The organism is Pseudomonas sp. SAS7 (assembly GCF_052112345.1).
In the GTDB taxonomy this organism is placed as follows: Bacteria; Pseudomonadota; Gammaproteobacteria; order Pseudomonadales; family Pseudomonadaceae; genus Aquipseudomonas; species Aquipseudomonas putida_Q.
Genome location: NZ_JBEGGO010000002.1, coordinates 1 through 25,062 on the forward strand (window position 1 = coordinate 1; position 25,062 = coordinate 25,062).

General features: G+C 62.5%; 23 protein-coding genes. 19 read left to right on the top strand and 4 right to left on the bottom strand.

The annotated features are described in order from the left end of the window. Positions 1-178: 178 nt before the first annotated feature. Positions 179-1,399 (bottom strand): CaiB/BaiF CoA transferase family protein, encoded by a 1,221-nt coding sequence (locus ABI582_RS03515; protein WP_442118434.1) that lies wholly within the window; start codon positions 1,397-1,399, stop codon positions 179-181. A gap of 14 nt (positions 1,400-1,413) precedes the next feature. Next, positions 1,414-2,595 carry an acyl-CoA dehydrogenase gene (locus tag ABI582_RS03520; RefSeq protein WP_442118435.1) on the bottom strand — a complete coding sequence of 394 codons (1,182 nt, stop codon included), beginning with the start codon at positions 2,593-2,595 and terminating at the stop codon, positions 1,414-1,416. Between the two features lie 161 nt (positions 2,596-2,756). Between ABI582_RS03520 and ABI582_RS03525 the strand changes: the two genes are divergently transcribed. The 10 genes from ABI582_RS03525 (at position 2,757) to ABI582_RS03570 (ending at position 12,591) form a co-directional block, all read left to right on the top strand. Then, complete coding sequence (locus ABI582_RS03525; protein ID WP_026034664.1) at positions 2,757-3,656, top strand: LysR family transcriptional regulator; 900 nt, start codon at positions 2,757-2,759, stop codon at positions 3,654-3,656. Positions 3,657-4,092: 436 nt separating this feature from the next. Then, the gene (locus ABI582_RS03530) at positions 4,093-5,214 is read left to right on the top strand and encodes a Re/Si-specific NAD(P)(+) transhydrogenase subunit alpha (protein ID WP_442118436.1); all 1,122 of its coding nucleotides are present in this window, start codon (positions 4,093-4,095) and stop codon (positions 5,212-5,214) included. A gap of 11 nt (positions 5,215-5,225) precedes the next feature. Next, positions 5,226-5,540 carry an NAD(P) transhydrogenase subunit alpha gene (locus tag ABI582_RS03535; RefSeq protein ID WP_016484308.1) on the top strand — a complete coding sequence of 105 codons (315 nt, stop codon included), beginning with the start codon at positions 5,226-5,228 and terminating at the stop codon, positions 5,538-5,540. A gap of 2 nt (positions 5,541-5,542) precedes the next feature. After that, a complete protein-coding gene (locus ABI582_RS03540) occupies positions 5,543-6,979 on the top strand; it encodes an NAD(P)(+) transhydrogenase (Re/Si-specific) subunit beta (RefSeq protein WP_016497448.1) in 1,437 nt (478 codons plus the stop codon). 186 nt (positions 6,980-7,165) lie between these two features. Next, a complete protein-coding gene (locus ABI582_RS03545) occupies positions 7,166-8,659 on the top strand; it encodes an acetyl-CoA hydrolase/transferase family protein (protein ID WP_063424583.1) in 1,494 nt (497 codons plus the stop codon). A 402-nt stretch (positions 8,660-9,061) separates the two neighbouring features. Continuing rightward, the gene (locus ABI582_RS03550) at positions 9,062-9,277 is read left to right on the top strand and encodes a DUF1127 domain-containing protein (protein WP_338745726.1); all 216 of its coding nucleotides are present in this window, start codon (positions 9,062-9,064) and stop codon (positions 9,275-9,277) included. A 304-nt stretch (positions 9,278-9,581) separates the two neighbouring features. Continuing rightward, positions 9,582-9,899, top strand: coding sequence for a DUF2388 domain-containing protein (locus ABI582_RS03555; RefSeq protein WP_043198703.1), 318 nt, complete (start codon positions 9,582-9,584; stop codon positions 9,897-9,899). An 88-nt stretch (positions 9,900-9,987) separates the two neighbouring features. Then, positions 9,988-10,281 (top strand): DUF2388 domain-containing protein, encoded by a 294-nt coding sequence (locus tag ABI582_RS03560; RefSeq protein WP_016497444.1) that lies wholly within the window; start codon positions 9,988-9,990, stop codon positions 10,279-10,281. A 37-nt stretch (positions 10,282-10,318) separates the two neighbouring features. Further along, the gene (locus ABI582_RS03565; protein ID WP_019473446.1) at positions 10,319-10,639 is read left to right on the top strand and encodes a DUF2388 domain-containing protein; all 321 of its coding nucleotides are present in this window, start codon (positions 10,319-10,321) and stop codon (positions 10,637-10,639) included. After that, positions 10,636-12,591 (top strand): DUF7844 domain-containing protein, encoded by a 1,956-nt coding sequence (locus ABI582_RS03570; RefSeq protein ID WP_442118437.1) that lies wholly within the window; start codon positions 10,636-10,638, stop codon positions 12,589-12,591. Before ABI582_RS03565 ends, ABI582_RS03570 begins: the two co-directional genes overlap by 4 nt. Positions 12,592-12,698: 107 nt before the next feature. Here the strand turns inward: ABI582_RS03570 and ABI582_RS03575 are convergent, their stop codons facing one another. Further along, positions 12,699-13,100: a GFA family protein gene (locus ABI582_RS03575; protein ID WP_338745724.1), complete on the bottom strand. Its 402-nt coding sequence runs from the start codon at positions 13,098-13,100 to the stop codon at positions 12,699-12,701. Between the two features lie 267 nt (positions 13,101-13,367). Between ABI582_RS03575 and ABI582_RS03580 the strand changes: the two genes are divergently transcribed. From ABI582_RS03580 to ABI582_RS03620, 9 genes are all read left to right on the top strand, one after another. After that, positions 13,368-14,675 carry a CitMHS family transporter gene (locus ABI582_RS03580; protein ID WP_016497440.1) on the top strand — a complete coding sequence of 436 codons (1,308 nt, stop codon included), beginning with the start codon at positions 13,368-13,370 and terminating at the stop codon, positions 14,673-14,675. Between the two features lie 69 nt (positions 14,676-14,744). Then, the gene (locus tag ABI582_RS03585) at positions 14,745-15,515 is read left to right on the top strand and encodes a TerC family protein (protein ID WP_016497439.1); all 771 of its coding nucleotides are present in this window, start codon (positions 14,745-14,747) and stop codon (positions 15,513-15,515) included. A 199-nt stretch (positions 15,516-15,714) separates the two neighbouring features. Then, positions 15,715-17,373: a Na/Pi cotransporter family protein gene (locus ABI582_RS03590; RefSeq protein ID WP_442118438.1), complete on the top strand. Its 1,659-nt coding sequence runs from the start codon at positions 15,715-15,717 to the stop codon at positions 17,371-17,373. 30 nt (positions 17,374-17,403) lie between these two features. Further along, the gene (locus tag ABI582_RS03595) at positions 17,404-18,810 is read left to right on the top strand and encodes a M16 family metallopeptidase (protein ID WP_442118439.1); all 1,407 of its coding nucleotides are present in this window, start codon (positions 17,404-17,406) and stop codon (positions 18,808-18,810) included. Between the two features lie 121 nt (positions 18,811-18,931). Next, positions 18,932-19,957 carry a DUF5924 family protein gene (locus ABI582_RS03600; RefSeq protein WP_174371195.1) on the top strand — a complete coding sequence of 342 codons (1,026 nt, stop codon included), beginning with the start codon at positions 18,932-18,934 and terminating at the stop codon, positions 19,955-19,957. A 215-nt stretch (positions 19,958-20,172) separates the two neighbouring features. After that, entirely contained in the window at positions 20,173-21,306 is a 1,134-nt protein-coding gene (locus ABI582_RS03605) for an ABC transporter permease (RefSeq protein ID WP_442118440.1), read from the top strand. After that, complete coding sequence (locus tag ABI582_RS03610; RefSeq protein WP_019473455.1) at positions 21,303-22,094, top strand: ABC transporter ATP-binding protein; 792 nt, start codon at positions 21,303-21,305, stop codon at positions 22,092-22,094. Before ABI582_RS03605 ends, ABI582_RS03610 begins: the two co-directional genes overlap by 4 nt. A 3-nt stretch (positions 22,095-22,097) precedes the next feature. Then, on the top strand, positions 22,098-23,036 hold the full coding sequence (locus ABI582_RS03615) for an MlaD family protein (protein WP_016497434.1): 939 nt from the start codon (positions 22,098-22,100) through the stop codon (positions 23,034-23,036). Beyond that, a complete protein-coding gene (locus tag ABI582_RS03620) occupies positions 23,033-23,668 on the top strand; it encodes an ABC-type transport auxiliary lipoprotein family protein (protein ID WP_338745719.1) in 636 nt (211 codons plus the stop codon). Before ABI582_RS03615 ends, ABI582_RS03620 begins: the two co-directional genes overlap by 4 nt. On the opposite strand, the gene ABI582_RS03625 is transcribed toward ABI582_RS03620, so the two are convergent. Next, entirely contained in the window at positions 23,650-24,879 is a 1,230-nt protein-coding gene (locus ABI582_RS03625; RefSeq protein ID WP_338745718.1) for a nucleoside recognition domain-containing protein, read from the bottom strand. The two genes, ABI582_RS03620 and ABI582_RS03625, sit on opposite strands and share 19 nt — an antisense overlap. Positions 24,880-25,062: the final 183 nt, after the last annotated feature.

Below are 25,062 nucleotides of genomic sequence, written 5' to 3' on the forward strand. Positions count from 1 at the left end.
TACTACTTAACTCATTGAATCTCAAGGAGTTTGTCGTTCCGATGTCGCTGGAAGTGGGGCGCATTATAAGGGGATTCGAAACCTCGTCAACCTTTAATTTCAAGAAACTTTAATATCGCTGAAAAGCAAAGCAGGGAGGCCTGGCGGCCTCCCTGCTTTTATATAGCACCAGCTGTTTCTAAAGCACGCCGGCCTCGCGCAAGCGCTGCACCTCACCCACCTCCAGCCCCAGCACTTCCCCCAGTACCGCCTCGGTATGCTCACCCAGCAGCGGCGGCGCCCGTCGATACTCCACCGGCGTCTCCGACAACCGTATAGGGCTGGCTACCTGCGGCACGCTACCCGCCAATGGATGCGGAATGTTCACCGCCAACCCACGCGCCATCACCTGTGGGTCCTGGAACATCTGCGCCAGGTCATTGATAGGCCCGCACGGCACCCCAGCAGCCTCCAGCTGGGCAACCCATTCGGCGGTTGTCTTGAAAACCGTGGCCTGGCGAATCAGTGGAATCAGCTCGGCCCTGTTGGCCACCCGCTGCTTGTTAGTAAGGAAGCGTGGATCGTCCGCCCATTGTGGCTGCCCGGCCACTTCTGCAAACTTGCGGAACTGGCTGTCGTTGCCCACGGTAAGAATGAAGTCGCCATCCGCCGTCGGGAAGTCCTGGTAGGGCACTATATTAGGGTGCGCATTGCCCAGGCGCCGAGGCGGGTTGCCCGTAGTCAGGTAATTCATGGCCTGGTTCGCCAGGCAGGCTACCTGTACATCGAGCAACGCCATGTCGACATGCTGGCCTGCCCCGGTCTGCTCCCGATGGGCAAGGGCGGCAAGCATGGCCACCGTGGAGTACAGCCCGGTAAGGATGTCGGTAAGCGCCACACCCACCTTGACCGGCCCGGCGCCTTCCTCACCCTCCGGGCGGCCGGTCAGGCTCATCAGCCCACCCAGCCCCTGGATCATGAAGTCATAACCCGCACGCTTGGCATACGGCCCGGTCTGACCAAAACCGGTAATGGAGCAATAGATAAGCTGCGGGTTGATCGCCTTCAGGCTCTGGTAGTCCAGCCCATAGGCCGCCAAACCACCCACCTTGAAGTTCTCGATGACAATATCGGACTTCGCCGCCAACTCACGCACCAGGCGCTGCCCTTCAGGCCGGGTGAAGTCGATAGTCACCGACCGCTTGTTACGGTTGGCCGACAGGTAGTAAGCCGCCTCGCTGGTGTTTTCACCCTCGGCATCCTTGAGGAAGGGAGGCCCCCACGCGCGGGTATCGTCACCACTGCCCGGGCGCTCCACCTTTATGACGTCAGCGCCCAGGTCAGCGAGAATCTGGCCAGACCATGGGCCGGCCAACACGCGCGAAAGGTCCAGCACCCGCAGATGTGATAGCGCGCCCATGGGCTGGCTCCTTATCAATAGAAGGCCTGGATACCGGTCTGCGCACGCCCCAGGATCAATGCATGCACGTCGTGAGTACCTTCATAGGTGTTGACCACTTCCAGGTTCACCAGGTGACGGGCCACGCCAAACTCATCGGAGATGCCGTTGCCACCCAGCATGTCGCGCGCCATGCGGGCGATATCCAGCGCCTTGCCGCAGGAGTTGCGCTTCATGATCGAGGTAATTTCCACAGCAGCTGTACCTTCATCCTTCATACGCCCCAGGCGCAGGCAGCCTTGCAGTGCCAGGGTGATTTCGGTCTGCATGTCGGCCAGCTTCTTCTGGATCAGCTGGTTGGCAGCCAGAGGGCGGCCGAACTGCTGACGGTCCAGGGTGTACTGACGCGCGGTGTGCCAGCAGGCTTCGGCCGCACCCAGCGCCCCCCACGAGATGCCATAGCGGGCGGAGTTGAGGCAGGTGAACGGACCTTTGAGGCCGCGCACATCCGGGAAGATGTTCTCTTCTGGCACGAACACATTGTCCATGACCACTTCACCGGTGATCGAGGCGCGCAGGCCGACCTTGCCATGGATTGCCGGGGCGCTGAGGCCCTGCCAGCCTTTTTCCAGGACAAAGCCGCGGATATCCCCCGCATCGTCCTTGGCCCAGACCACGAATACGTCAGCGATGGGGCTGTTGGTGATCCACATCTTGCTCCCGGTCAGGCGGTAACCGCCGTCGACCTTCCTGGCGCGGGTGATCATCGAGCCAGGGTCGGAGCCATGGTTAGGCTCGGTCAGGCCGAAACAACCGATCCACTCGCCACTGGCCAGCTTGGGCAGGTACTTCTGCTTTTGTGCCTCGGTACCAAACTCGTTGATCGGCACCATCACCAGTGACGACTGCACGCTCATCATCGAGCGATAACCCGAATCGATACGCTCAACCTCACGGGCGATCAGGCCATAGCACACATAGTTCAGCCCGCTGCCGCCGTATTGCTCGGGGATGGTGGCACCCAGCAGGCCAATTTCCCCCATCTCGCGGAAGATCGCCGGGTCGGTCTGCTCGTGGCGGAAGGCCTCGAGCACACGCGGGGCCAGCTTGTCCTGGGCGAACTGATGAGCGCTGTCACGCACCATGCGCTCTTCTTCAGTGAGCTGCTGATCCAGCAGCAGCGGGTCGATCCAGTGGAAGCTTGCTTTACCGGCCATGAGCGAAATCCTCGAAATAGGGGGCAGTTTCTTGTGCCTTTGAGCCTAGGCCTGATCGGCCGCCGGGACAAACGAGGATTGCGCACCAATTAGTGATAATTTGTCACTTCGCAAATCGGTAAAACACCTTATAAACAGCCTTACGAGTGAGGTTGACGTACATGCGCCGCAAGATTCCCAGCACCGCTGCCCTGGTTTGCTTTGAGGCGGCGGCGCGCCACGAGAGCTTTACCAAGGCTGCGCAGGAACTCGCCCTGACCCAGGGTGCCGTTTGTCGGCAGATTGGCGGCCTTGAAGCCTTCCTCAATGTGGAACTGTTCCGCCGTTCGCGCCGCGGCGTGAAGCTGACCGAGGCCGGGCTTTCCTATAGCCGCCAGGTTGCCGCCCAACTGGACGCCGTAGAGCGCGATACCCTGTCGGTGATGGGCCAGCAGGGCGCCAGCGTGATCGAACTGGCCGTGGTGCCTACCTTTGGTACCCAATGGCTGCTTCCGCGCCTCAAGGACTTCCAGCAACGCCATCCGGAGGTCACGGTCAACCTCACCAACCGCACCCGGCCATTCCTGTTCGCCGACACCCCCTTCGATGCCGCTATCTATTTCGGTGATGCCGACTGGTCCGGCACCCAGTCGCACCGGCTGATGGGGGAGAACCCGGTCCCCGTCTGCAGCCCGGCATTGCTGGCCGGGCAGGGCATGCTCGAAGCACAGCGCATCGCCCAACTGCCACTGCTGCAGCAAAGCACGCGCCCCTACGCCTGGCGGCAGTGGTTCGGCAGCCTGGGGATGAATGTGGAACGCGACATGACAGGCCCGCGTTATGAACTATTCTCGATGCTCGCCCAGGCGGCCATACATGAAATGGGGATCGCACTGATTCCGCCGTTCCTGATCCAGCGTGAGCTGGGGGAGGGTAGGCTGGTGGTCGCTAACAGGCATGCCCTGATCAGCGACAAGGCCTACTATCTGATGATCCCGGAGCGCAAGGTAGAGTCGGCCTCGCTGCGCGCCTTCCGCGACTGGCTGGTTAGCCAGGCCCAGGCCTACACCTCAGCAACCTGACCAAGTGCGACAAATTGACTCTGTAGTTAATTATTTTAAACACCTACAGATATATGTATTTGTCGCATATGCATAAACTGTTATGCCAGAGTAAAAACTCCCTTTAACCCTGCTAATCACGCGGCTTTGCGCGGTATTTTGCGACACTCACCGTGCAATAAGCGAATTAACCGAAATATTTTTGATTTTCTCTCCTAATCTCCCAATAGCTCATGTTTGAAGGGCTGGAGTCTTACCGCTGCGACAAGCGGTCACAGGGTGACTTGTAGTTTTAACTTCGTTTCGCTCCATAACCGGTTGAAGGCCTCAGGGTTCGTCTGCAAAATGCTTCGCCCGCCCGGGATTCGGCGGGTCGGCGCTCCACAGCCGCCCCAGCGCACCATCCGAAGTGCGCTGGCTCTTACAAAGACAAAAGGTCACCGCAGGAGAAATAGTCGTGCACATTGGTGTTCCTCTCGAGACGCAGACCGGTGAGACAAGGGTCGCCGCGACCCCGGAAACCATCAAGAAACTGATTGGCCAGGGCCATCAGGTCACCGTCCAACGGGGGGCAGGGCTCAACGCCAGCATTCCGGACAGTGCCTATGAGGCCGTGGGCGCTTCCCTTGGGAGCGCAGCCGATGCCTACGGCGCCCAATTGGTACTCAAGGTGGTCGCCCCCAACGACCAGGAGCTGGCCCTGATCAACAGTGGCAGCCTGCTGGCGGGCATGCTCAACCCCTTCAACAGTGAACTGATCGGCAAGATGGCCGAACGCGGCATCACCGCTTTCGCCCTGGAAGCTGCACCCCGCACCTCGCGGGCGCAGAGCCTGGACGTGCTGTCGTCTCAGGCCAACATCGCCGGTTACAAGGCCGTGTTGCTGGCTGCCCATCACTACCCACGCTTCATGCCCATGCTGATGACCGCCGCCGGTACCGTGAAGGCCGCGCGAGTGCTAATCCTGGGGGCGGGTGTTGCCGGCCTGCAGGCCATCGCCACCGCCAAGCGCCTGGGTGCGGTGATCGAAGCATCCGACGTGCGCCCGGCAGTGAAAGAGCAAATCGAGTCGCTGGGTGCCAAGTTCATCGACGTGCCTTACGAGACCGATGAGGAACGCGAGTGCGCTGAAGGCGTTGGCGGTTACGCCCGGCCGATGCCAGCCAGCTGGATGCAACGTCAGGCCCAGGCCGTGCACGATCGCGCCAGGCAGGCGGATATCGTCATCACCACCGCACTGATTCCGGGCCGCAAGGCACCGACCCTGCTCAGCGCCGAAACCGTCGCGCAGATGAAGCCCGGCTCGGTGGTCATCGACCTCGCTGCAGCCCAGGGTGGCAACTGCCCGCTCACCGTTGCTGACCAGGTGGTAAAGGAAAACGGCGTGACCATCGTCGGCCCGACCAACCTGCCAGCTCAGCTGGGTGCCGACGCCTCGGCGCTGTATGCGCGCAACCTGCTGGACTTCATGAAGCTGCTGTTCGACAAAGACGGCGCGCTGGTCATCAACCTCGAAGACGACATCGTCGCGGCCTGCCTCATGTGCCGTGATGGTCAAGTCGTCCGCAAGAACGGCTAAGGAGCACGACAATGGAAGACATGCTGATTTCCCATGGCATCTACAACCTCATCATCTTCGTGCTGGCCATCTATGTGGGCTACCACGTGGTGTGGAACGTCACCCCGGCACTGCACACGCCGCTGATGGCCGTGACCAACGCCATCTCTGCCATCGTGATCGTCGGTGCCATGCTGGCCGCCGCCCTCACCGTGACCCCTGCCGGCAAGCTGATGGGCACCCTCGCCGTGGCCCTGGCCGCGGTCAATGTGTTCGGTGGCTTCCTGGTCACCCGCCGCATGCTTGAGATGTTCAAGAAGAAAGCCAAGAACGAGGGGCAGAAGTAAGCATGAGCATGAATCTGGTAACACTTCTGTACCTGGTCGCTTCGGTGTGCTTCATCCAGGCGCTCAAGGGCCTGTCGCACCCGACCACATCGCGGCGAGGCAACCTGTTCGGCATGATCGGCATGGGCATCGCCATGCTGACCACGGTTGGCCTCATTTATAAGCTGGGCGCCGAGCTGGCTACCGCGGGTATTGGCTACGTCATCGTCGGCCTGCTGGTCGGTGGTACTGCCGGTTCGATCATGGCCAAGCGCGTCGAGATGACCAAGATGCCGGAACTGGTCGCCTTCATGCACAGCATGATCGGCCTGGCTGCGGTGTTCATCGCCATCGCCGCCGTGCTGGAGCCGCAGTCGATGGGCATCGTTGCCGCAATCAGCGACCCGATCCCCACCGGTAACCGCCTGGAGCTGTTCCTCGGCGCAGCCATCGGTGCAATCACCTTCTCCGGTTCGGTAATCGCCTTCGGCAAGCTTTCGGGCAAGTACAAGTTCCGCCTGTTCCAGGGTGCCCCGGTACAGTTCCCCGGCCAGCACAAGCTGAACCTGATCCTCGGCCTGACCACCATCGCCCTGGGACTGCTGTTCACCTTCACCGGTCATTACAGCGCCTTCACCCTGATGCTGGCCCTGGCCTTCGTCATGGGCGTGCTGATCATCATCCCGATCGGCGGCGCCGACATGCCGGTGGTGGTGTCGATGCTCAACAGCTATTCGGGCTGGGCGGCAGCCGGTATCGGCTTCTCGCTGAACAACTCGATGCTGATCATTGCCGGCTCGCTGGTGGGTTCGTCCGGTGCCATCCTCTCGTACATCATGTGCAAGGCGATGAACCGGTCGTTCTTCAACGTCATCCTCGGTGGCTTTGGCGGCGACACCGACGCCGGCGCAGCGCAAGGCTCGAAAGAGCAACGCCCGGTGAAGTCCGGTTCGGCCGACGATGCCACCTTTCTGCTCAGCAACGCCGACAGCGTGATCATCGTCCCGGGTTACGGGCTGGCGGTGGCCCGTGCCCAGCACGCGCTGAAGGAACTGACCGAGAAGCTGACCCACAACGGCGTGACCGTGAAGTATGCAATCCACCCGGTGGCGGGCCGCATGCCCGGGCACATGAACGTGCTGCTGGCCGAGGCCGAAGTACCGTACGATCAGGTGTTCGAGATGGACGACATCAACGCCGAGTTCGGCCAGGCCGACGTGGTGCTGGTACTGGGCGCCAACGACGTGGTCAACCCGGCAGCGAAGAACGACCCCAAGTCGCCAATCGCCGGCATGCCGATCCTCGAAGCGTTCAAGGCCAAGACCATCATCGTCAACAAGCGCTCCATGGCCAGCGGCTATGCCGGCCTGGACAACGAACTGTTCTACCTGGACAAGACCATGATGGTGTTCGGTGACGCCAAGAAAGTCATCGAAGACATGGTGAAGGCGGTGGAGTGAAAACCGCCGCTGCAAACCAACTGATATAAAGGAAGCCCCGGTCAGATTCTGCCGGGGCTTTCCTTTTATTGATCCGGATCAACGGCTCTACTTCAAGGCTTCTCATACGACCATGGTCGTGGGACGGCAATGGGCTAAATCTCTAGACTGCGCTGCAGTAGTTTCAGTAGCCCGAGATAACAATCCATGTACCGTGATCGTATCCGCTTGTCCTCCCTGCACAGCAAGGTAATGAGTGCGGCTGATGCCGCTGGTCTGATCGAGGACGGCATGACTGTCGGCATGAGCGGTTTCACCCGCGCCGGCGAAGCCAAGGCCGTACCGCATGCACTGGCCGAACGTGCCAAGCAGTCGCCACTGAAAATCAGCCTGATGACCGGCGCCAGCCTGGGCAATGACCTGGACAAGCAACTGACCGAGGCCGGCGTGCTGGCTCGCCGCATGCCATTCCAGGTCGACAGCACCCTGCGCAAGGCCATCAACGACGGCCAGGTGATGTTCATCGACCAGCACCTGTCGGAAACCGTCGAACAATTGCGTAACCAGCAGCTGAAGCTGCCGGACATCGCTGTGATCGAAGCCGTGGCCATCACCGAACAAGGCCACATCGTGCCAACCACGTCGGTAGGCAACTCGGCCAGCTTCGCGATCTTTGCCAAGCAGGTGATTGTCGAGATCAACCTCTCGCACAACCCCAACCTCGAAGGCCTGCACGACATCTATATCCCGACCTACCGCCCGACCCGCACGCCAATCCCGCTGGTCAAGGTCGACGACCGCATCGGCAGCACTGCCATCCCGATCGACCCGGCCAAGATTGTCGGCATCGTCATCAGCAACCAGCCGGATTCGCCGTCCACCGTATTGCCGCCGGACGACGAAACCCAGGGCATTGCCGATCACCTGATCAACTTCCTCAAGCAAGAAGTTGAAGCTGGCCGCATGACCAACAAGCTCGGCCCGCTGCAAGCCGGTATCGGCAGCATCGCCAACGCGGTGATGTGCGGCCTGATCGAGTCGCCGTTCGAAGACCTGACCATGTACTCCGAAGTACTGCAGGACTCCACCTTCGACCTGATCGACGCCGGCAAGCTGAGCTTCGCGTCGGGCAGCTCGATCACCTTGTCCGGCCGCCGCAATGCCGACGTATTCGGCAACCTGGAGCGGTACAAGGACAAGCTGGTGCTGCGCCCGCAAGAAATCTCCAACCACCCGGAAGTGGTACGTCGCCTGGGCATCATTGGTATCAACACCGCACTGGAGTTCGATATCTACGGCAACGTCAACTCCACCCACGTGTGCGGCACCCGGATGATGAACGGCATCGGCGGCTCGGGTGACTTCGCCCGCAACGCCCACCTGGCCGTATTCGTCACCAAGTCGATTGCCAAGGGCGGCGCGATTTCCAGCGTGGTGCCGATGGTCAGCCATGTCGACCACACCGAGCACGACGTGGACATCCTGGTCACCGAGCAGGGCCTGGCCGACCTGCGTGGCCTGGCGCCGCGCGAGCGGGCACGGGCGATCATCGACAACTGTGTGCACCCAGACTACCGCGCTGCGCTGAACGATTACTTTGATCGCGCCTGCCAGCGTGGCGGCCACACGCCGCACATCCTGCGTGAAGCGCTGAGCTGGCACGAGAACCTGGAAGAAACCGGGCGCATGCTGGCTAGCTGATGCAGACGCGGCCTTGTGCCGCGATGGGCTGCACAGTAGCCCTCTCCAACTCAGCTGTGACATCGCACTACTGGGGCCGCTCTGCGGCCCTATCGCGACACAAGGCCGCTCCTACAAGACTGTGCTGCACAGTTCGGCCATCTAAAGCGTCACAAACTGTTCTACTGTACCGGTTTTCTGCCGATCCCCGCCCCTCGAACCCCTCTTACGCCCCTAAAATGCACCATAGTCGTGCAGACCAGTACAGTTGCGCCATTTTCGAGTGCAACAGTAGGGTTACACAGTTAACTGAGCCATCGTCTTTCAATAGAACTGTATCTACTGTTATGGACAACAGAGGAGGATCATTGGCATCAGTTAAATCACTACCTAATCCCGCCATAAGCGGAAGGATGAAGCATCATGGAACGTACCCTCAGTTCCGGTCTGGTTTTTGAAAGCAACGCCCAGCAACCCAACGCCTCGCTGCCGCTGCGCGCACTGTCCACCCTGCTGCTGTGGCAGCGCCGTATGGCCAGCCGCCGTCAACTGGCTCGCCTGGACGGCCGTCTGCTGGCTGACGCCGGTATCAGCGAGTCGCAGCGTTACGAAGAGCTGAGCAAGCCTTTCTGGCGCTAAGCTCCGGCTTGCCGGCTTCGGCCGGCACCGCGAATTCCCAAACCCGTTGCAGGTGACTGCGACGGGTTTTTTTATTTCCAGGCCGCGCGCTAGAGCCGTTTTCAGGCTGACAGGTACAGTTTATAAATATTGAAAACAAGCCAGTACAGTTATCTGGCGTGCCGTTCATTAACTTCCACAAACAACGGCGCGTGATACGCTTGGCTTAACAGTCTGTTGAAAGCCGCTGTTAAACGTACCGCGACGAGCTGTATGAGCGTCCGATAAGCAGAACCACCCGATCCTAGTCCAGGAGTTCACCATCATGTCCCGTAAATACCTGATTGGCGCCGCCCTGATGCTGAGCCTGGCCGGCACCGCACACGCCACCAGCTTCGTTGTCACCACCGACGCCGTCGTTGGCGCAGTGGCCGCATCCACCGATGCCACTTCCGATATCTCCTCGTCCTTCAAAGACGACAAGATCGTGCAGGCCGCCCGTGACGACGCCGCCAGCTTCGTGGGCAGCCAAGGCGACATCCGCGGTGCCAAGCTGGAAAGCGCTTTCCTGCACATCCGCTCGCAGATGCCGGCCCTGCAGGCCAGCGACGCGCAACTGGCCCAGGCCATCCTGGCGCTCTGAGCCCGGCTGAGCCGTTCAGCTGTGCTGGTCACCCCCAGCACAGCCGCACCTGACTTTGCCGCCCACGTTCCCAGCCGTTGTAGAGCCCATGCGTTATCTGTTGCCGCTGCTGTTCTCCGTTGCCGGCATGGCCAGTGCCCATGCCATGGATACCACCACGCAAAGCCTGGTCATCACCGGCTATGTCACCAGCCAGGTCACCACCGCACCGTTTGATCGCAAGCTGGTTCGCCAGGCGCGCGACGATGCGGCTGCCTTCGTTGCCAGCGACGGCCAGATCCGCGGCGTGCGGCTGGAGGCCGCGCTGGAATCATTACGCCACAATTGTTCACAGCACGCCGTCGGCGACCTGGAACTGGCGCAGGCGATTCTCGTCCAATAACTACATCTGACTCCCTGTATTTTTTCGGAGATGCTCCATGCGTAAACCGCTGATTGCCGCTACCCTCGGCATGCTGCTGCTGGCCGACCTGGCCCATGCACAGACCTTGGTGGCCACCAGCAACATCATCGTGCGTGCCTTTGGCCGCTCGATCGACTTCACCTCAGACACCACCACGTCCATTCGCGACTCCAAAGTGGTACGCGAAGCCCACGATGACGCCGCCAGCTTCGTCGCCAGCAATGGCGACATTCGCGGTGTCCAGCTTGAAGCCGCCTTCAGCACCCTGCGCGAGCGTGTGCCAGAAGCCCGCGGCGCCAGCGATCAGGTACTGGCCGAAGCCATCCTCGCGCTGTGAACCGCATACGTGCCTGGCTGCTCGGCTGCGTCCTGACGCTGCTCGGCACACCCGCATTGGCCGACCTGCAGCTTGAGCTGCAGGCATCCGGCCTTGACCCACAACAAACCCAAGCCACCCAGGCCCTGCTCGACGAGGCCATGGGCAAGCTGCCTCCGCGGTTCAAGCAACAGCTGGACCGCCGCGTACGGGTCAGCTGGAGCGACAACATGCCTGCCGACGCCTACGGCCAGGCATCGCTGGTGTCCACCCTCGAACTCAACCGTCGCCTGCTGCCCGGCCTCACCGATGGCAGCGCCGCCACCGAGCGCACCAACCGCCCGCATGGCACGGTACGTGAAGAACTGCTGGCCACCGTGTTGCACGAGCTCACCCATGTCTACGACCGTGCCCGCCTGTGGCCCGGTGCCGACAATTCGCTGATTGCCCGCTGCAAGCGCCAGCAAGGCACGCTGGGCAAGATTGGCCTGCCCGAAGAATGCCGCGGCCAGGCCGAGCGCCGCTTCACCCTCAGCGACGACCCGCGCCTGCTCGACCTGGCCGGCTGGCAGCAGTACGTGGGCCGACGCGGCGAGCGCGAACAGCACAATGGCCAGTTCGTGCGCAGCCCCGACAGCTATGAGCTGAGCAGCCCCAAGGAGTACATCGCGGTCAACATGGAGTACTTCCTCCTCGACCCGAGCTACGGCTGCCGCCGCCCGGCGCTGAACCAATACCTGCGCGAGCACTTCGGCTGGGCACCGCAACAGGACACTTGCGCCAAGGGCCTGCCGTTCATCAACGCGGGCAGTGACTTCGCCCGCCAGCCGCTGGGTGAAATCGACCCCGAGCGGGTGTATGAAGTGGATTACCTGCTGGCCGAAGCCAACCAGAACCTGGTCAGCCGCTGGGGCCACAGCATGCTGCGTCTGGTGATCTGCAAGCCCGGCCGCCCACGCGGGCCGGACTGCCGCCTGGACCTCGACCAGAGCCTGGTGCTGTCGTACCGCGCCTTCGTCAACGACGTGCAGCTGTCCAGCTGGGACGGCCTGATCGGTGTCTACCCCTCGCGCTTGTTCGTACTGCCGCTGGGCCAGGTGATCGATGAATACACCAAGACCGAACTGCGTAGCCTGGCCTCGGTACCCCTGAAGCTCAGCCGCGATGAAGTCGAGAACCTGGTGCGTCAGGCCGCCGAGATGCACTGGAGCTATGACGGCAACTATTGGTTCCTGTCCAACAACTGTGCGGTGGAGTCACTGAAACTGCTGCGCAGCGGCACCGCCAACCCACGCCTGAACGACCTCGACAGCATCATGCCCAACGGTTTGCTGGCCGTGCTCAAGGGCAGGGGGCTGGCCGACACCAGCGTACTCGACGACCCACGCGAGGCGTTGCGCCTGGGCTACCGCTTCGACTCTTACCGCGACCGCTACCAGGCCATGTTCGAGGTACTGAGGAAACAGCTGCCGATCAAGCAGGCCCTGGTTGAAGACTGGCTGGCCCAGGATGCCGAGCAGCGCCGCCCCTGGTTCGCCAAGGCCGACCTGCGCACCAGCGCTGCGTTGCTGCTGCTTGAACAGGCCAGCTTGCGCCGGCAACTGCTACTGGCACAGGACGAGGTCAAGCAACGTTACCTGAATGCCGCGGCGCTGAAAGATGGCAGCATCAACAAGGCTGACGCCACCCTCAAGCAGATGCTCGCCAACAGCGGTTTCCTCAGCCGCCCGGCAGAGTTGCTCGATGCCAAGGGCTACGGGCTGCCGCAACCCGAAGAGCGCAAGCACCTCGAGCAGGTCAGCAGCGAACGCCAGGCGCAGCTGCTGCGCTTGAGCACCAGCCTGGACAAAGAGGTGAGGGCACTGCTGGAGCCATCGCGCGCCAAGGAAATTGCCGCGGTCGAGGCCAATGTGAAGCAGATCGGTGAGCATTTGCGGGCGCTGCACAAAGCTGCCGGTGGCCTGCAATTGTGATGTTGCCGGTGCCGACCTCTTCGCGGGTGAACCCGCGCCTACAGGGGAATGCGTAGCCTGTGGGAGCGGGTTTATCCGCGAAGAGGCCAGCACAAGCAGTACAAAGCCTACAGGCTCTCCTGCGCCTCCGAAGGCAAATCCTCATCCAGATGCAGCCAGGACAACCGGCTGCCCACCCAGATATGCCGGTTGGCCCGCACCCGCTCCGGGTGATCCAGGGTCGCTACCGTCACATCAACCGTCTCAGGGCTGTGCGTGGTCACCAGCGCCACGTGCGCCCCACACTGCCCGCAGAAGTACCGGCTGCAACTGGCCGGTGCCACATAGCAGTTCGGTTCACCCGCCAGCCACACAAACCCCGAACGGGGCAGGGTGACCCAGGTCACCACCAGCCCGCCGCTTACCCGCCGGCAAATCGTGCAGTGGCAGTGGGCAATATCTGTCAGGTCACCCTCCAACCGGTAACGCAAGGCGCCGCAATGGCAGCCTCCTTCGGTCACATTCGGCATCACCTACCTCTCGTCGCCTTTGCCTCAGCGAAAGCTGGCTGAAAGCTTGCCCTCATAGGATAGCCCCCACTACCGGCACAAGACCGGTCAGCCAGGGCACCCGGTAAACACCGCGCCCGGCCCAATCAACAACAACAATGGTGATTCTGATGTATTCCTGTGCCCGCCTTCCTGCAGTACCCCTCCGCATGCTCCCTGCACGGCGCCTGACGCGCTGATCCGCCCGAATCGACTTTCCTTTCGCCGCGCCACGCCTGGAGTATTGCCATGCTGACCTTCCTCGGCTTTGCCATGGTCATCACCTTCATGTACCTGATCATGACCAAGCGCCTGTCGGCCTTGATCGCGCTGATCCTGGTACCGATCCTGTTCGCCTTGTTCGGCGGTTTCTCCGCCAAGATCGGCCCCATGATGCTCGAAGGCATCAGCAAGCTCGCGCCTACCGGCGTGATGCTGATGTTCGCCATCCTCTACTTTGCCCTGATGATCGACTCCGGCCTGTTCGACCCGGCCGTGCGCAAGATCCTCAAACTGGTGAAGGGCGACCCGTTGAAAGTCTCGGTCGGTACCGCCGTGCTGGCCCTGGTGGTCTCGCTCGACGGTGACGGCGCCACCACCTACATGATCTGCTGCGCCGCCATGCTGCCGATGTACAGCCGCCTGGGCATGAGCCCGCGGATCATGGCCGGCCTGATCATCCTCGCCGGCGGGGTGATGAACATGACCCCTTGGGGTGGCCCGACTGCCCGCGCCGCCAGCGCCCTGCATGTGGACCCTTCGGACATCTTCGTGCCGATGATCCCGGCCATGCTGTTCGGCGTGGTGGCGATCCTGGCCATTGCCTACATGTACGGCAAGCGTGAACGTGCCCGCCTGGGCGAACTGCACCTGCCCACCGACGACATCGACCACAGCGAAATCACCGTTTCGCAATTCCCGGAAGCACGCCGGCCCAAGCTGCTGTACTTCAACGGTGCCCTGACCGCCGCCCTGATGGTCGCGCTGATCGCCGGCGTGCTGCCACTGCCCGTGCTGTTCATGATCGCCTTCAGCATCGCCATGATCGTCAACTACCCGTGCCTGCAGCAGCAGAAGGACCGCATCGCCGCCCACGCCGGCAGCGTGCTGGCCGTGACCGGGCTGATCTTCGCCGCTGGCATCTTCACCGGCATCCTGTCGGGTACCGGCATGGTTGACGCCATGTCCAAGAGCCTGCTGGCGGTCATCCCTGAAGCGCTGGGCCCATACCTGGCGGTAATCACCGCGATCGTGAGCATGCCGTTCACCTTCTTCATGTCCAACGATGCCTTCTACTACGGCGTATTGCCGGTGCTGGCCGAAGCCGCCAGCCACTACGGCATCACCCCGGTGGAAATGGCCCGTGCGTCGATCGTCGGGCAACCGGTACACCTGCTCAGCCCGCTGGTACCCTCCACCTACCTGCTGGTGGCCCTGGCCGGCATCGAGTTCGGCGATCATCAGCGCTTCACGCTCAAGTGGGCAGTGCTGGTGTGCCTGTGCATAATGCTCGCCGCACTGCTGATGGGGATTTTCCCGCTGTTCAGTAGTCTTTAATACATACGTATCACCTACGCGACGCGCCCTGACCGGGGCGCGTTGCCATTACCGCTCGAAGGAAATTACATGGAATGGCTGACCAGCCCGGAAATCTGGGTTGCCTTTTTTACCCTCACCGCGCTTGAGATCGTCCTCGGGATCGACAACATCATCATGATCTCGATCCTGGTCAGCCGCATGCCCAAGCACATGCAGCCGCGCACCCGGATCTTCGGCCTGGCCCTGGCCATGGTCACACGTATCCTGCTGCTGCTGTCGATCACCTGGGTCATGCGCCTTACTGCAGACCTGTTCGTGGTGTTCGGCCAAGGCATCTCCGGGCGTGACCTGATCCTGTTCTTCGGTGGCCTGTTCCTGCTGTGGAAAAGCTCGCAAGAGATCTACCACGGCCTGGAAGGCGAAGACGAAAACCCGGATGAGCCGAAAGGCGCGGGTGGCAAGTTCTTCTACACCATCATCCAGATCGCCATCATCGACATCGTCTTCTCGCTGGACTCGGTCATCACTGCAGTGGGCATGGTTTCCCACGTGCCGGTGATGATCGCGGCCATCGTGGTCGCCGTGCTGGTGATGATGCTGTGCGCCGGTGCCATCAGCAATTTCATCGACAAACACCCGTCGCTGAAGATGCTCGCACTTTCGTTCCTGATCGTCGTCGGTACCGTACTGATCGCCGAATCTTTCGACGTGCACGTGCCGAAGGGCTACGTCTACTTCGCCATGGCCTTCTCGCTGGCGGTAGAAGCCATCAACATCCGCATGCGCACCGCCTCGGCCCGCAAAGAGGGCAAAGAGCAAGACCCAGTGAAACTGCGCAAAGACATTCCGGGTCAATAAAACCCGGAAGTGCAAAACACAAAGGGCCCTTCGCAGGGCCCTTTTTTCATGTCTGATCGGTTTCAAACAAATGACAGCCATGCGAAGCTGGCGACAGCTGCGCAAAACAACTAAAGCTTTGAGTGAGCACTGAAAATTCTTCAAAAGCTCACGTATCTTTTCTTGGCCCGGTGGGCCAGTGCAACAGGGGGCCTTCGCCATGCTGACCCTGCTCAACCTGCTCTCAGCCGTGACGCTTCTGGTCTGGGGCACCCATATCGTGCGTACCGGTATCCTGCGGGTATTCGGCTCGAACCTGCGCCGCCTCATCAGCCAGAACATGGACAAGCGCCCGCTGGCATTCATCGCCGGCATTCTGGTCACTGCCATGGTGCAAAGCAGCAACGCCACGGCCATGCTGGTCACGTCCTTTGTCGGCCAGGGCCTGATGGCCATGACCCCGGCCCTGGCGATCATGCTGGGTGCGGATGTGGGTACCGCGCTGATGGCCAGGGTGCTGACCTTCGACCTGTCTTGGCTGTCGCCGCTGCTGATCTTTCTGGGGGTTATTTTCTTCCTCTCGCGCAAGCAGACACGGGCTGGCCAGCTAGGCCGGGTAGGGATCGGGCTGGGCCTGATCATTCTGGCACTGGAGCTGATTGTGCAGGCAGCTGCGCCGATCACCCATGCCCAGGGTGTGAAAGTGCTGTTTGCCTCACTGACCGGCGACATCATGCTGGACGCCTTGGTCGGCGCTTTGTTCGCCATGGTTTCCTATTCCAGCCTGGCCGCCGTGCTGCTCACCGCGACATTGGCCGGCGCCGAGGTCATCAGCCTGCCGGTGGCCATCGGCCTGGTGGTCGGCGCCAACATCGGCAGTGGCTTGCTGGCCTTCATCAGCACCAGCATGCAGAACACCGCCGGCCGCCGGGTGGCCTTGGGCAGCCTGCTGTACAAGCTGCTCGGCCTGGTGCTGATCATCCCGGTGCTGCACCCGTTGGTGGAGTGGATGGATTCGCTGAGCTTCAGCCCACAAGAGCTGGTCATCGGCTTCCACCTGCTCTACAACACACTGCGCTGCCTGCTCATGCTGCCCACAGTCAAACTCATGGGCCGGCTGTGCAATACCTTGCTGCCCGAGCGTGAAACCGGCAACGGGCAAGGGCGCCCACGGCACCTCGACCCCTCGGCACTCGAAACGCCCAGCCTGGCCTTGGCCAACGCATGCCGCGAAACCCTGCGCCTGGGCGATATCGTCGACAGCCTGCTCGAAGCCATGCTCGGTGCCCTGCGCGGTTCCCAGACCGCCCTGCCACAACAGGTGCGCGCCCTGAGTGAAGATGCCGAAGCGCTCTACAGCGCGATCAAGCTGTACCTGGCGCAGATGTCGCGCGAAGACCTCAGCGAGCAGGACAACCGCCGCTGGGCCGAGATCATCGAACTGGCGATCAACCTCAAGCTGGCCTGCGACCTCACCGAACGCATGCTGCGCAAGGTACAGCAGCAGAAAACCAGCCAGCGCCGGGAGTTTTCCCAGACAGGCCTGGAGGAGCTGACCGGCCTGCAGGAGCAATTACTGGCCAACCTGCGCCTGGGCCTGTCGGTGTTTCTCAGCGCCGACCCGGAAAGCGCCCGCCTGCTGCTGCGGGAAAAACGCCGTTTCCGCGCCCAGGAACGGCGCCTGGCGCACGCCCATGTCAGCCGCTTGCAGCGTAAGGTGGTGCAAAGTATCGAGACCAGTTCGCTACACTTGGAACTGATTGCCGACATGAAACGGTTGAACTCTTTGTTCTGCAGCAGTGCCTATGTGGTACTGGGCGGCTCGGACACCGGCGGCCTGATGCTCGACAGCGTACCGGACGAAGCCCGTCTGCCCTGATTCTGCCTACAAAAGGACCCTCGCTCGCCCATGCGTTGCCTGATGTTCGTTTGCCTGCTGATCTGCAGCCTGCCCTCAATGGCCCTCGACCGCTCGCGAGTCGAGGGCTACCTGCTGCCCAATGGCCTGCAGGTCATCCTGAAAAACGGCTACGAACGTGACCACGTGGCAATCCGCCTGGTGGTCGGGGTCGGCCTGGACGACTTCGATTGCGAGCAGAAAGAACTGCCGCACCTGCTGGAACACCTGCTGTTCAGCGGCATCGATGAAACAGGCGAGGGCGGCCTGGAAGAACGCTTGCAAGCGCTGGGCGGCGAGTGGAACGCCTATACCAGCAGCGCCGACACTACCTTTGTCATCGAAGCCCCGGCACGCAACCAGCGCAAGGTCCTCGACCTGCTACTGGCGGTCATCCGCGATACGCGCATCGACGCCAAAGCCCTGGCCACCGCCAAGCGCATTATCGAACGCGAAGATGGCGGCCATTATGGCCACCTGCAGCGCTGGCTCGACCGCCAGGACATCGGCCACCCCGCCAGCGACCAGTTGGCCACCGAGCTGGGCCTGAAATGCCCGGAGCGCTCCAATATCGACGACATGACCCTGGAGCAGGTGCAAGCCTTGCGTGACCGCTGGTACGCGGCCAACAACATGACCCTGATCATGGTCGGTGGCCTCGACCGCCTGCTACCGGCCTACCTGGAGAGGACCTTTGGCGAGCTGCCCGCCACTGAACCGGAAGAACGCCGCAACCTGGAAAGCATCACCCACCAGGCGGAGCAGCGTCGCGACCTGACACGCGGCTGGGTGGGCGATGGCGTCAAGCTGCACTGGTTGTTCATCGAGCCCGTGCTGGACAACGACCACCAGGCCACCCTCGACCTGCTGTCGCGCTACCTGGACTGGGCGCTGTACGACCAGCTGCGCCTGCGCAACGGGCTCTCCTACGGCCCCTCGGTGCAGCGTGAGAGCTTTGGCGACACCGGCCTGCTCAGCCTCAACGCCGACATTGAGCGCGATGACGTCGACAACGCAGTCAAGGTGATGCAGGCCCTGTTCGACCACCTGCGCAAGGAAGGCCTCGACCCGGACACCTTTGCCCGTATCAAGGACGCCAGCGTGGCCAAGGAAAGCTGGAGCACCCAGGGCAACAGCGCCCTGGCCGACTACTATTGGGGGGCGCTGAACGACTATACCGACGGGCGCTTTGCCAACCCGGTGCGCAAGCTGCGCCAGGTCAGCCTCGAACAGGCCAACAAGGCGCTGAAGGAACTGCTCAAGGAAGATGGCTATGTGCGCATCGAGAAGCCGTTGCTTGGTTATGACGAGCTTTACGGGCTGGTCGCTTTGCTTGTGGGGCTGATCCTGGCGGCAGGGTTGCTGCGCTGGCGGCGGCATGGGCCTGAACGGCCGAGTGGTGCTACACGGGAGCGGTGAATCGGCGGTATCCTTTTGCCAGTACCGGCCCCTTCGCGGGCGTTATCGCCGAACCCTGTGGGGGCGGGCATGCCCGCGAAGGGGCCGTACTGCCACCTCATCCTTTCTGTTGTAGCCCCCAATGCCCCAAATCCCCCATATCGTCCAGCGCATCATCGAACTGCTCAAACGCTACCCCGGCATCATCGCGCTCGGCGGTTTCCTCTCCGGTATCGGCAGCTTCATCCTGGTCGACCGTCAGGCCGGCCTGGCCAGCTGGGTTGCCGTACTCATGCTGGTCAGCTGGGTCTGGCTGATGCTGGAAAACACCCTCACCGGCCTGTTCGCGCGCACCTTCAACCGCGAAATCCCGCAGCCGTTGCTGCGCTACGCAACGCAGATGATCCACCAGGAAACGCTGTTCTTCGTGCTGCCGTTCTTCTTCATCACCACCACCTGGAACAGCGGCCAGCTGGTGTTCACCGGCTTGCTCGGCGCCGCGGGCCTGATTTCGATCATCGACCCGTTGTACTACAAGTGGCTGGCACCGCGGCGCTGGCTGTTCCTGGCGCTGCATACCCTGACGCTGTTCGCCGCCCTGCTGACCGCACTGCCGATCATCCTGCACCTGACCACCGCACAAAGCTTCAAGCTGGCCCTGATCGCGGCCATGGCCCTGTCGTTCCCCAGCCTGGCCAGCAGCTTCCCGATTAACAACTGGCGCCGCGCCGTGGCGCTGGTGCTGGTCACCCTGTCGGTCGGTGCCGGGGGCTGGCTGCTGCGCTCCTGGGTACCGCCAGCAACCCTGTGGATGACCGAGGTGGCGGTGAGTACCGAAGTGCTGAACCGCCAGCCAGGCGAGTCGCTGGACGAAATTGCCGCCAGCCGCATACGCAGCAGCGGCCTGTACGCTTACACCGCAATCAACGCACCACGCGGCCTGAACGAGCGGATCTACCATGTGTGGCAAAAGGACGGTAAAGAGGTCGACCGCATCGCCCTGGACATCCACGGCGGGCGCAAGGAAGGCTACCGGGCCTGGACCCACAAGCAGAACTTCCCGCCAAACCCGGTGGGCAAATGGCAGGTCAGGGTGCTGACCGAAGATGGCCAGGTGATCGGCGTGCTGCGCTTCAAGGTGGTTGACGATGCACCGGCTGGAAGTTGAAATCCATGCCTTACGCATTACCTGTGTAGGAGCAGCCTTGTGCTGCGAAGGGGCCTGTTCCGCAAACCACTATTGTGGGCGCTCACGGCCTCTTCGCACCACAAGGCTGCTCCTACAGGTCGCGGTGCCGAACCAAGAGACAGCACATAATCACCAAACAGCCCATGTCTGCTGCGCTATGATCAGCCCCTAAGCCTTAGCGCCGAGTCAATTGCATGGAGCCTATGACCACCCCCAGTGCCACCCTGGACGCCAGCAGCCAACCGGCGTGCCTGCGCATAACCGGTGACTGGACCCTGGCGCACTACGCCAGCCTCAAGCGCGAGAGCGAGCAGCTGCGCGCGCAATACACGGCCGACACCGTCGCCGACCTCAGCCAGCTGGGCCGCCTGGACACCGCCGGGGCCTCGCTGCTGACCGAGCTGCTCGGCGCCGAGCGCCTGTCACAGTGCACCCAGGACCTGCCCGAAGCCAGCCGCGCGCTGCTCAAGAACGTCTACTGCTCGGTCCAGGACTACTGCATCCCGGTCAAGGAACCCGAGCGCAACGTACTGCTGATGCTGCTGGAGCGCATCGGCCGCGCCGTCGGCACACTGTGGCAAGACTCCCTGCAGTTGCTCGGCTTCATCGGTGTCATCCTCGAGACCCTGCTGCGCCGCGCCCTCACACCGCACCGCTGGCGCCTCACGCCGGTTGTTGCACATATCGAGCAGACCGGGCTGGACGCAGCCCCTATCGTCGCCTTGCTGACCTTCCTGGTAGGCGCAGTGGTGGCCTTCCTCGGTGCCACGGTGCTGGCCGCGTTCGGCGCGACCATTTTCACCGTCGACCTGGTGGCGTTCTCGTTCCTGCGCGAATTCGCCGTGCTGCTCACCGCCATCCTCATGGCCGGCCGCACCGCCAGCGCCTTCACCGCGCAGATCGGCTCGATGAAGGCCAACGAAGAAATCGACGCCATCCGCACCCTGGGCCTGAACCCCATGGAGCTGCTGGTGGTGCCACGGGTACTGGCGTTGCTGATTACGCTACCTTTGCTCACCTTCATCGCGATGATCTGCGGCATCGTCGGCGGCGCAGTGGTCTGCGCCCTGTCGCTGGACATCTCGCCGGCCATGTTCCTGTCGCTGCTGCAAACCGATATAGGCGTGCAGCACTTCCTGGTGGGGTTGGCCAAGGCCCCGTTCTTCGCCTTCCTGATCGCCGCCATCGGCTGCCTCGAAGGCTTTAAGGTCAGCGGCAGCGCCGAATCGGTGGGCGCACACACCACCTCGGCGGTGGTGCAGTCGATTTTCGTGGTCATCGTTCTGGACGCCGTGGCCGCCCTGTTCTTCATGGAGATGGGTTGGTGAATGACCGGGAAAAAGTGATCGAAGCCCGCGGCATCTGCAACCGCTTCGGCCGCCAGGTTGTGCATGAAAACCTGGACCTTGACCTGTACCGTGGCGAAATCCTCGCCGTGGTCGGTGGTTCCGGCAGCGGCAAATCAGTACTGCTGCGCAGCATCATTGGCCTGCGACGGCCCAATGAGGGGCTGATCAAGGTGTTCGACCAGGACCTTGCCGGCCTGGGCGAAGAACAGCGCTCGCTGGTGGAACGGCGCTTCGGCGTGCTGTTCCAGAAGGGCGCGCTGTTCTCTTCGCTGACCGTCACCGAGAACGTGGCCTTGCCGTTGATCGAACACGCCGGGCTGTCCCGCGCCGACGCCGAGCACCTGGCCGGCGTGAAGCTGGCCTTGGCCGGGCTGCCAATCTCGGCCGCCGACAAGTACCCGTCCTCGCTGTCAGGGGGCATGATCAAGCGTGCAGCGCTGGCCCGCGCCCTGGCCCTGGACCCGGACATCCTGTTCCTCGACGAGCCCACCGCCGGCCTGGACCCGATCGGCGCCGCCGCGTTCGACCAGTTGATCCTGACGCTTCGCGATGCACTGGGCCTGTCGGTGTTCCTCATTACTCACGACCTCGACACCCTGTACACCATTACCGACCGCATCGCGGTGCTGTCGCAGAAAAAGGTCCTGGTGGCCGGCCCGCTGGCCGAGGTCGAACAGACCAACGACGCCTGGATTCAAGAATACTTTCACGGCCCACGCGGGCGCGCCGCCGAGCAGGCCGCCACCCGTGCCGGGCAGGAGCGCTGAGCAATGGAAACCCGAGCCCATCACGTTCTTATCGGCCTGGTCACCGTCCTGGTGGTGGCTGGTGCCATGCTGTTCGGCCTTTGGCTGACCAAGTCCAGTGTCGATGACGCCTTCAAGGATTACGAAGTGGTGTTCAACGAAGCCGTTTCCGGCCTGTCGCGCGGCAGCCCGGTGCAGTACAACGGCATCAAGGTGGGCGATGTATCCACCCTGCGACTAGACCCGAAAGACCCGCGCCGGGTACTGGCCCGGGTGCGCCTGAGCGGCGACACCCCGGTAAAAGAAGACACCCAGGCCAAGTTGACCCTGGCCGGCGTGACAGGCAACTCGTTCATCCAGCTCAGCGGCGGCACCCCGCAAAGCCCGGAACTGAAAGGCAAGGATGGCAAGCTGCCGGTGATCATTGCCTCGCCGTCGCCGATCTCGCGACTGCTCAACGACAGCAGTGATCTGGTCACCAACATCAACCTGCTGCTGCACAACGCCAACCAGATGTTCTCCGAGGACAACATCGGCCACCTCAGCAGCACCCTGGCCAACCTCGACAAGACCACGGGTGCCTTCGCCGGCCAGCACGGCAGCATCGCCCAGGCCATCGAGCAACTGGTGCAGGTGGGCAAACAGGCCAGTGCCACGTTGGCCGAAACCCAGGCACTGATGCGCAATGCCAACGGCCTGCTGGCCAGCGATGGCAAGCAGGCAATCGGCAGTGCCGAACAGGCCATGCAGTCCCTGGCCGAAAGCACTGCCACCATCAACAACTTGCTGAAAAACAACAGCGAGGCCATCGGCGATGGCGCCCAGGGCCTGAACCAGCTCACCCCAGCCATTCGCGAGCTGCGCGAAACCCTCAACGCGCTCAAAGGCATTTCCCGGCAACTGGAGGCCGACCCGAGCGGCTACCTGCTCGGCCGCGACAACAACAAGGAGTTCCAGCCATGAAACCGTCGTTGCGCCTGCTGGCCCTGGCGGCCGCGCTGAGCCTGGCCAGTGCCTGCTCGATCCTGCCCAAGACCGAACCGGTCGACCTCTATCGCCTGCCGGTAAACCAGCCCAGCCGCACGGCGGCGCCGCTGGACTGGTCCTTGCGCCTGAACAAGCCGCTGGCCAGTGAAGTGCTGGCGGGGCCGCGCATTGCCGTCATCCCCCAGGGCGATGTGGTCAGCAGTTACAAGGGCGCGCGCTGGAGCGATGCCGCCCCGGTGCTGCTGCGCAACCGCCTGCTCGATGGTTTCCAGCGTGACGGCCAGGTTCAGCGCCTGAGCGCCGACGACAGCAACCTGCAGGCCGACTACGAGCTGGCTGGCGAGCTGCAGGCGTTTCAGAGTGAATACCGCCCGGGCGGGGCAGTGGAGGTGGTGATCCGCTACGACGCGCGTCTGGTCCAGGGCCGCGACCAGCGCATCCTGGCCAGCAAGCGCTTCGAGATCCGCCAGCCGCTGGCCGACAAGCAAGTGTCAGCGGTGGTCGCCGGCTTCGGTCAGGCCAGCGACCAGCTGGTGGGCCAGGTGGTGGGCTGGACCATTGGCCAGGCCAACCAGGCTCAACTGAAGGTTCAGGCGAAGAACCAGTAGCAGATAAAGATCGCCGCAATCACCCCGGACAACTCGGCCAGCAGTGCGCAACCCACCGCATGGCGCACGCGCTGGATGCCCACGGCGCCAAAGTACACAGCCAGTACGTAGAAGGTTGTTTCGGTGCTGCCTTGAATCGTTGCCGCCACCAGAGCCGGGAAACTGTCTACGCCTTGGGTCTGCATGGTCTCGATCAGCATGGCCCGTGCTGCACTGCCAGAGAACGGCTTGACCAGCGCGGTGGGCAGGCCCTCGACGAAGCGGGTATCCAGGCCCATCCAGTTCACCGCATGGCGGATACCGTCCAGGGCCAGCTCCAGGGCGCCAGAGGCGCGCAGCACACCCACCGCCACCAGCATCGCCACCAGGTACGGCAGCAGGTTCTTGGCCACGTCGAAGCCTTCCTTGGCGCCTTCGACAAAGGCTTCATACACCTTCACCCGCCTCATGGCGCCAATCACCAGGAACAGCATGATCACGCCAAACAGCGTGAGGTTGCCCAGGATCGATGACAGGCTAGCCAGCGCGGCGGCCGACAGGGTGCCAAGAAACGCCATGAAACCGCCCAGCAGCAAAGCGCCGGGGATGAAGTAGGCCAGCACCACCGGGTCCCACAGCCGCAGGCGCTGCATCACAGCCACCGACAGCAGGCCGACCAGGGTCGAGACGCTGGTCGCCAGCAGGATAGGCAGAAACACCATGGTCGGGTCGGGCGCGCCCTGCTGGGCCCGGTACATGAAGATGGTGACCGGCAGCAGCGTCAGCGACGAGGCGTTGAGCACCAGGAACAGGATCTGCGCGTTGCTCGCGGTGGTGCTGCTGGGGTTCAGCTCCTGCAGTGCGCGCATGGCCTTCAGGCCAATCGGCGTGGCGGCATTGTCCAGGCCCAGGCCGTTGGCGGCGAAGTTCATGGTAATCAGGCCCAGGGCAGGGTGGCCTGGCGGTACCTCAGGCATCAGGCGGGCAAACAGCGGGCCCAGCACCTTGGCCAACCATTCGACGATACCGGCCTTCTCGGCGATCTTCAGAAAGCCCAGCCACAGGGTCAGGGTGCCGAACAGCAGCACCATCACCTCGACCGACAGCTTGGCCATGGCGAAGATGCTTTCGACCATTGCCGCGAAGATGCCAGCGTTGCCGCCTATCAGCCATTGGGCCAGGGCGGACACCGCCGCCACCAGGAAAAAGCCAAGCCAAAGGCCGTTGAGCATCCGCGTGTTCCCCCTGAAAAATGCCCGAATGATAGCGTATCGCAGCCCCTCACTGGCGATCGCAGCCCTGACACAGGAGCTTGTGGGAGCGGGCATGCCCGCGAATCAGCTAACGCGGTAGATGGCACCGGCGTTGCCGGTGTTCGCGGGCATGCCCGCTCCCACAAAGGCCCCAACGTTTCA

Excerpts from the sequence above, each read along its gene's own strand:
- ABI582_RS03515 (WP_442118434.1), bottom strand. The coding sequence starts at position 1,399 with ATGGGCGCGCTATCACATCTGCGGGTGCTGGACCTTTCGCGCGTGTTG.
- ABI582_RS03520 (WP_442118435.1), bottom strand. The coding sequence starts at position 2,595 with ATGGCCGGTAAAGCAAGCTTCCACTGGATCGACCCGCTGCTGCTGGAT.
- ABI582_RS03525 (WP_026034664.1), top strand. The coding sequence starts at position 2,757 with ATGCGCCGCAAGATTCCCAGCACCGCTGCCCTGGTTTGCTTTGAGGCG.
- ABI582_RS03535 (WP_016484308.1), top strand. The coding sequence starts at position 5,226 with ATGGAAGACATGCTGATTTCCCATGGCATCTACAACCTCATCATCTTC.
- ABI582_RS03540 (WP_016497448.1), top strand. The coding sequence starts at position 5,543 with ATGAGCATGAATCTGGTAACACTTCTGTACCTGGTCGCTTCGGTGTGC.
- ABI582_RS03545 (WP_063424583.1), top strand. The coding sequence starts at position 7,166 with ATGTACCGTGATCGTATCCGCTTGTCCTCCCTGCACAGCAAGGTAATG.
- ABI582_RS03550 (WP_338745726.1), top strand. The coding sequence starts at position 9,062 with ATGGAACGTACCCTCAGTTCCGGTCTGGTTTTTGAAAGCAACGCCCAG.
- ABI582_RS03555 (WP_043198703.1), top strand. The coding sequence starts at position 9,582 with ATGTCCCGTAAATACCTGATTGGCGCCGCCCTGATGCTGAGCCTGGCC.
- ABI582_RS03560 (WP_016497444.1), top strand. The coding sequence starts at position 9,988 with ATGCGTTATCTGTTGCCGCTGCTGTTCTCCGTTGCCGGCATGGCCAGT.
- ABI582_RS03565 (WP_019473446.1), top strand. The coding sequence starts at position 10,319 with ATGCGTAAACCGCTGATTGCCGCTACCCTCGGCATGCTGCTGCTGGCC.
- ABI582_RS03575 (WP_338745724.1), bottom strand. The coding sequence starts at position 13,100 with ATGCCGAATGTGACCGAAGGAGGCTGCCATTGCGGCGCCTTGCGTTAC.
- ABI582_RS03580 (WP_016497440.1), top strand. The coding sequence starts at position 13,368 with ATGCTGACCTTCCTCGGCTTTGCCATGGTCATCACCTTCATGTACCTG.
- ABI582_RS03585 (WP_016497439.1), top strand. The coding sequence starts at position 14,745 with ATGGAATGGCTGACCAGCCCGGAAATCTGGGTTGCCTTTTTTACCCTC.
- ABI582_RS03590 (WP_442118438.1), top strand. The coding sequence starts at position 15,715 with ATGCTGACCCTGCTCAACCTGCTCTCAGCCGTGACGCTTCTGGTCTGG.
- ABI582_RS03595 (WP_442118439.1), top strand. The coding sequence starts at position 17,404 with ATGCGTTGCCTGATGTTCGTTTGCCTGCTGATCTGCAGCCTGCCCTCA.
- ABI582_RS03600 (WP_174371195.1), top strand. The coding sequence starts at position 18,932 with ATGCCCCAAATCCCCCATATCGTCCAGCGCATCATCGAACTGCTCAAA.
- ABI582_RS03605 (WP_442118440.1), top strand. The coding sequence starts at position 20,173 with ATGGAGCCTATGACCACCCCCAGTGCCACCCTGGACGCCAGCAGCCAA.
- ABI582_RS03615 (WP_016497434.1), top strand. The coding sequence starts at position 22,098 with ATGGAAACCCGAGCCCATCACGTTCTTATCGGCCTGGTCACCGTCCTG.
- ABI582_RS03620 (WP_338745719.1), top strand. The coding sequence starts at position 23,033 with ATGAAACCGTCGTTGCGCCTGCTGGCCCTGGCGGCCGCGCTGAGCCTG.
- ABI582_RS03625 (WP_338745718.1), bottom strand. The coding sequence starts at position 24,879 with ATGCTCAACGGCCTTTGGCTTGGCTTTTTCCTGGTGGCGGCGGTGTCC.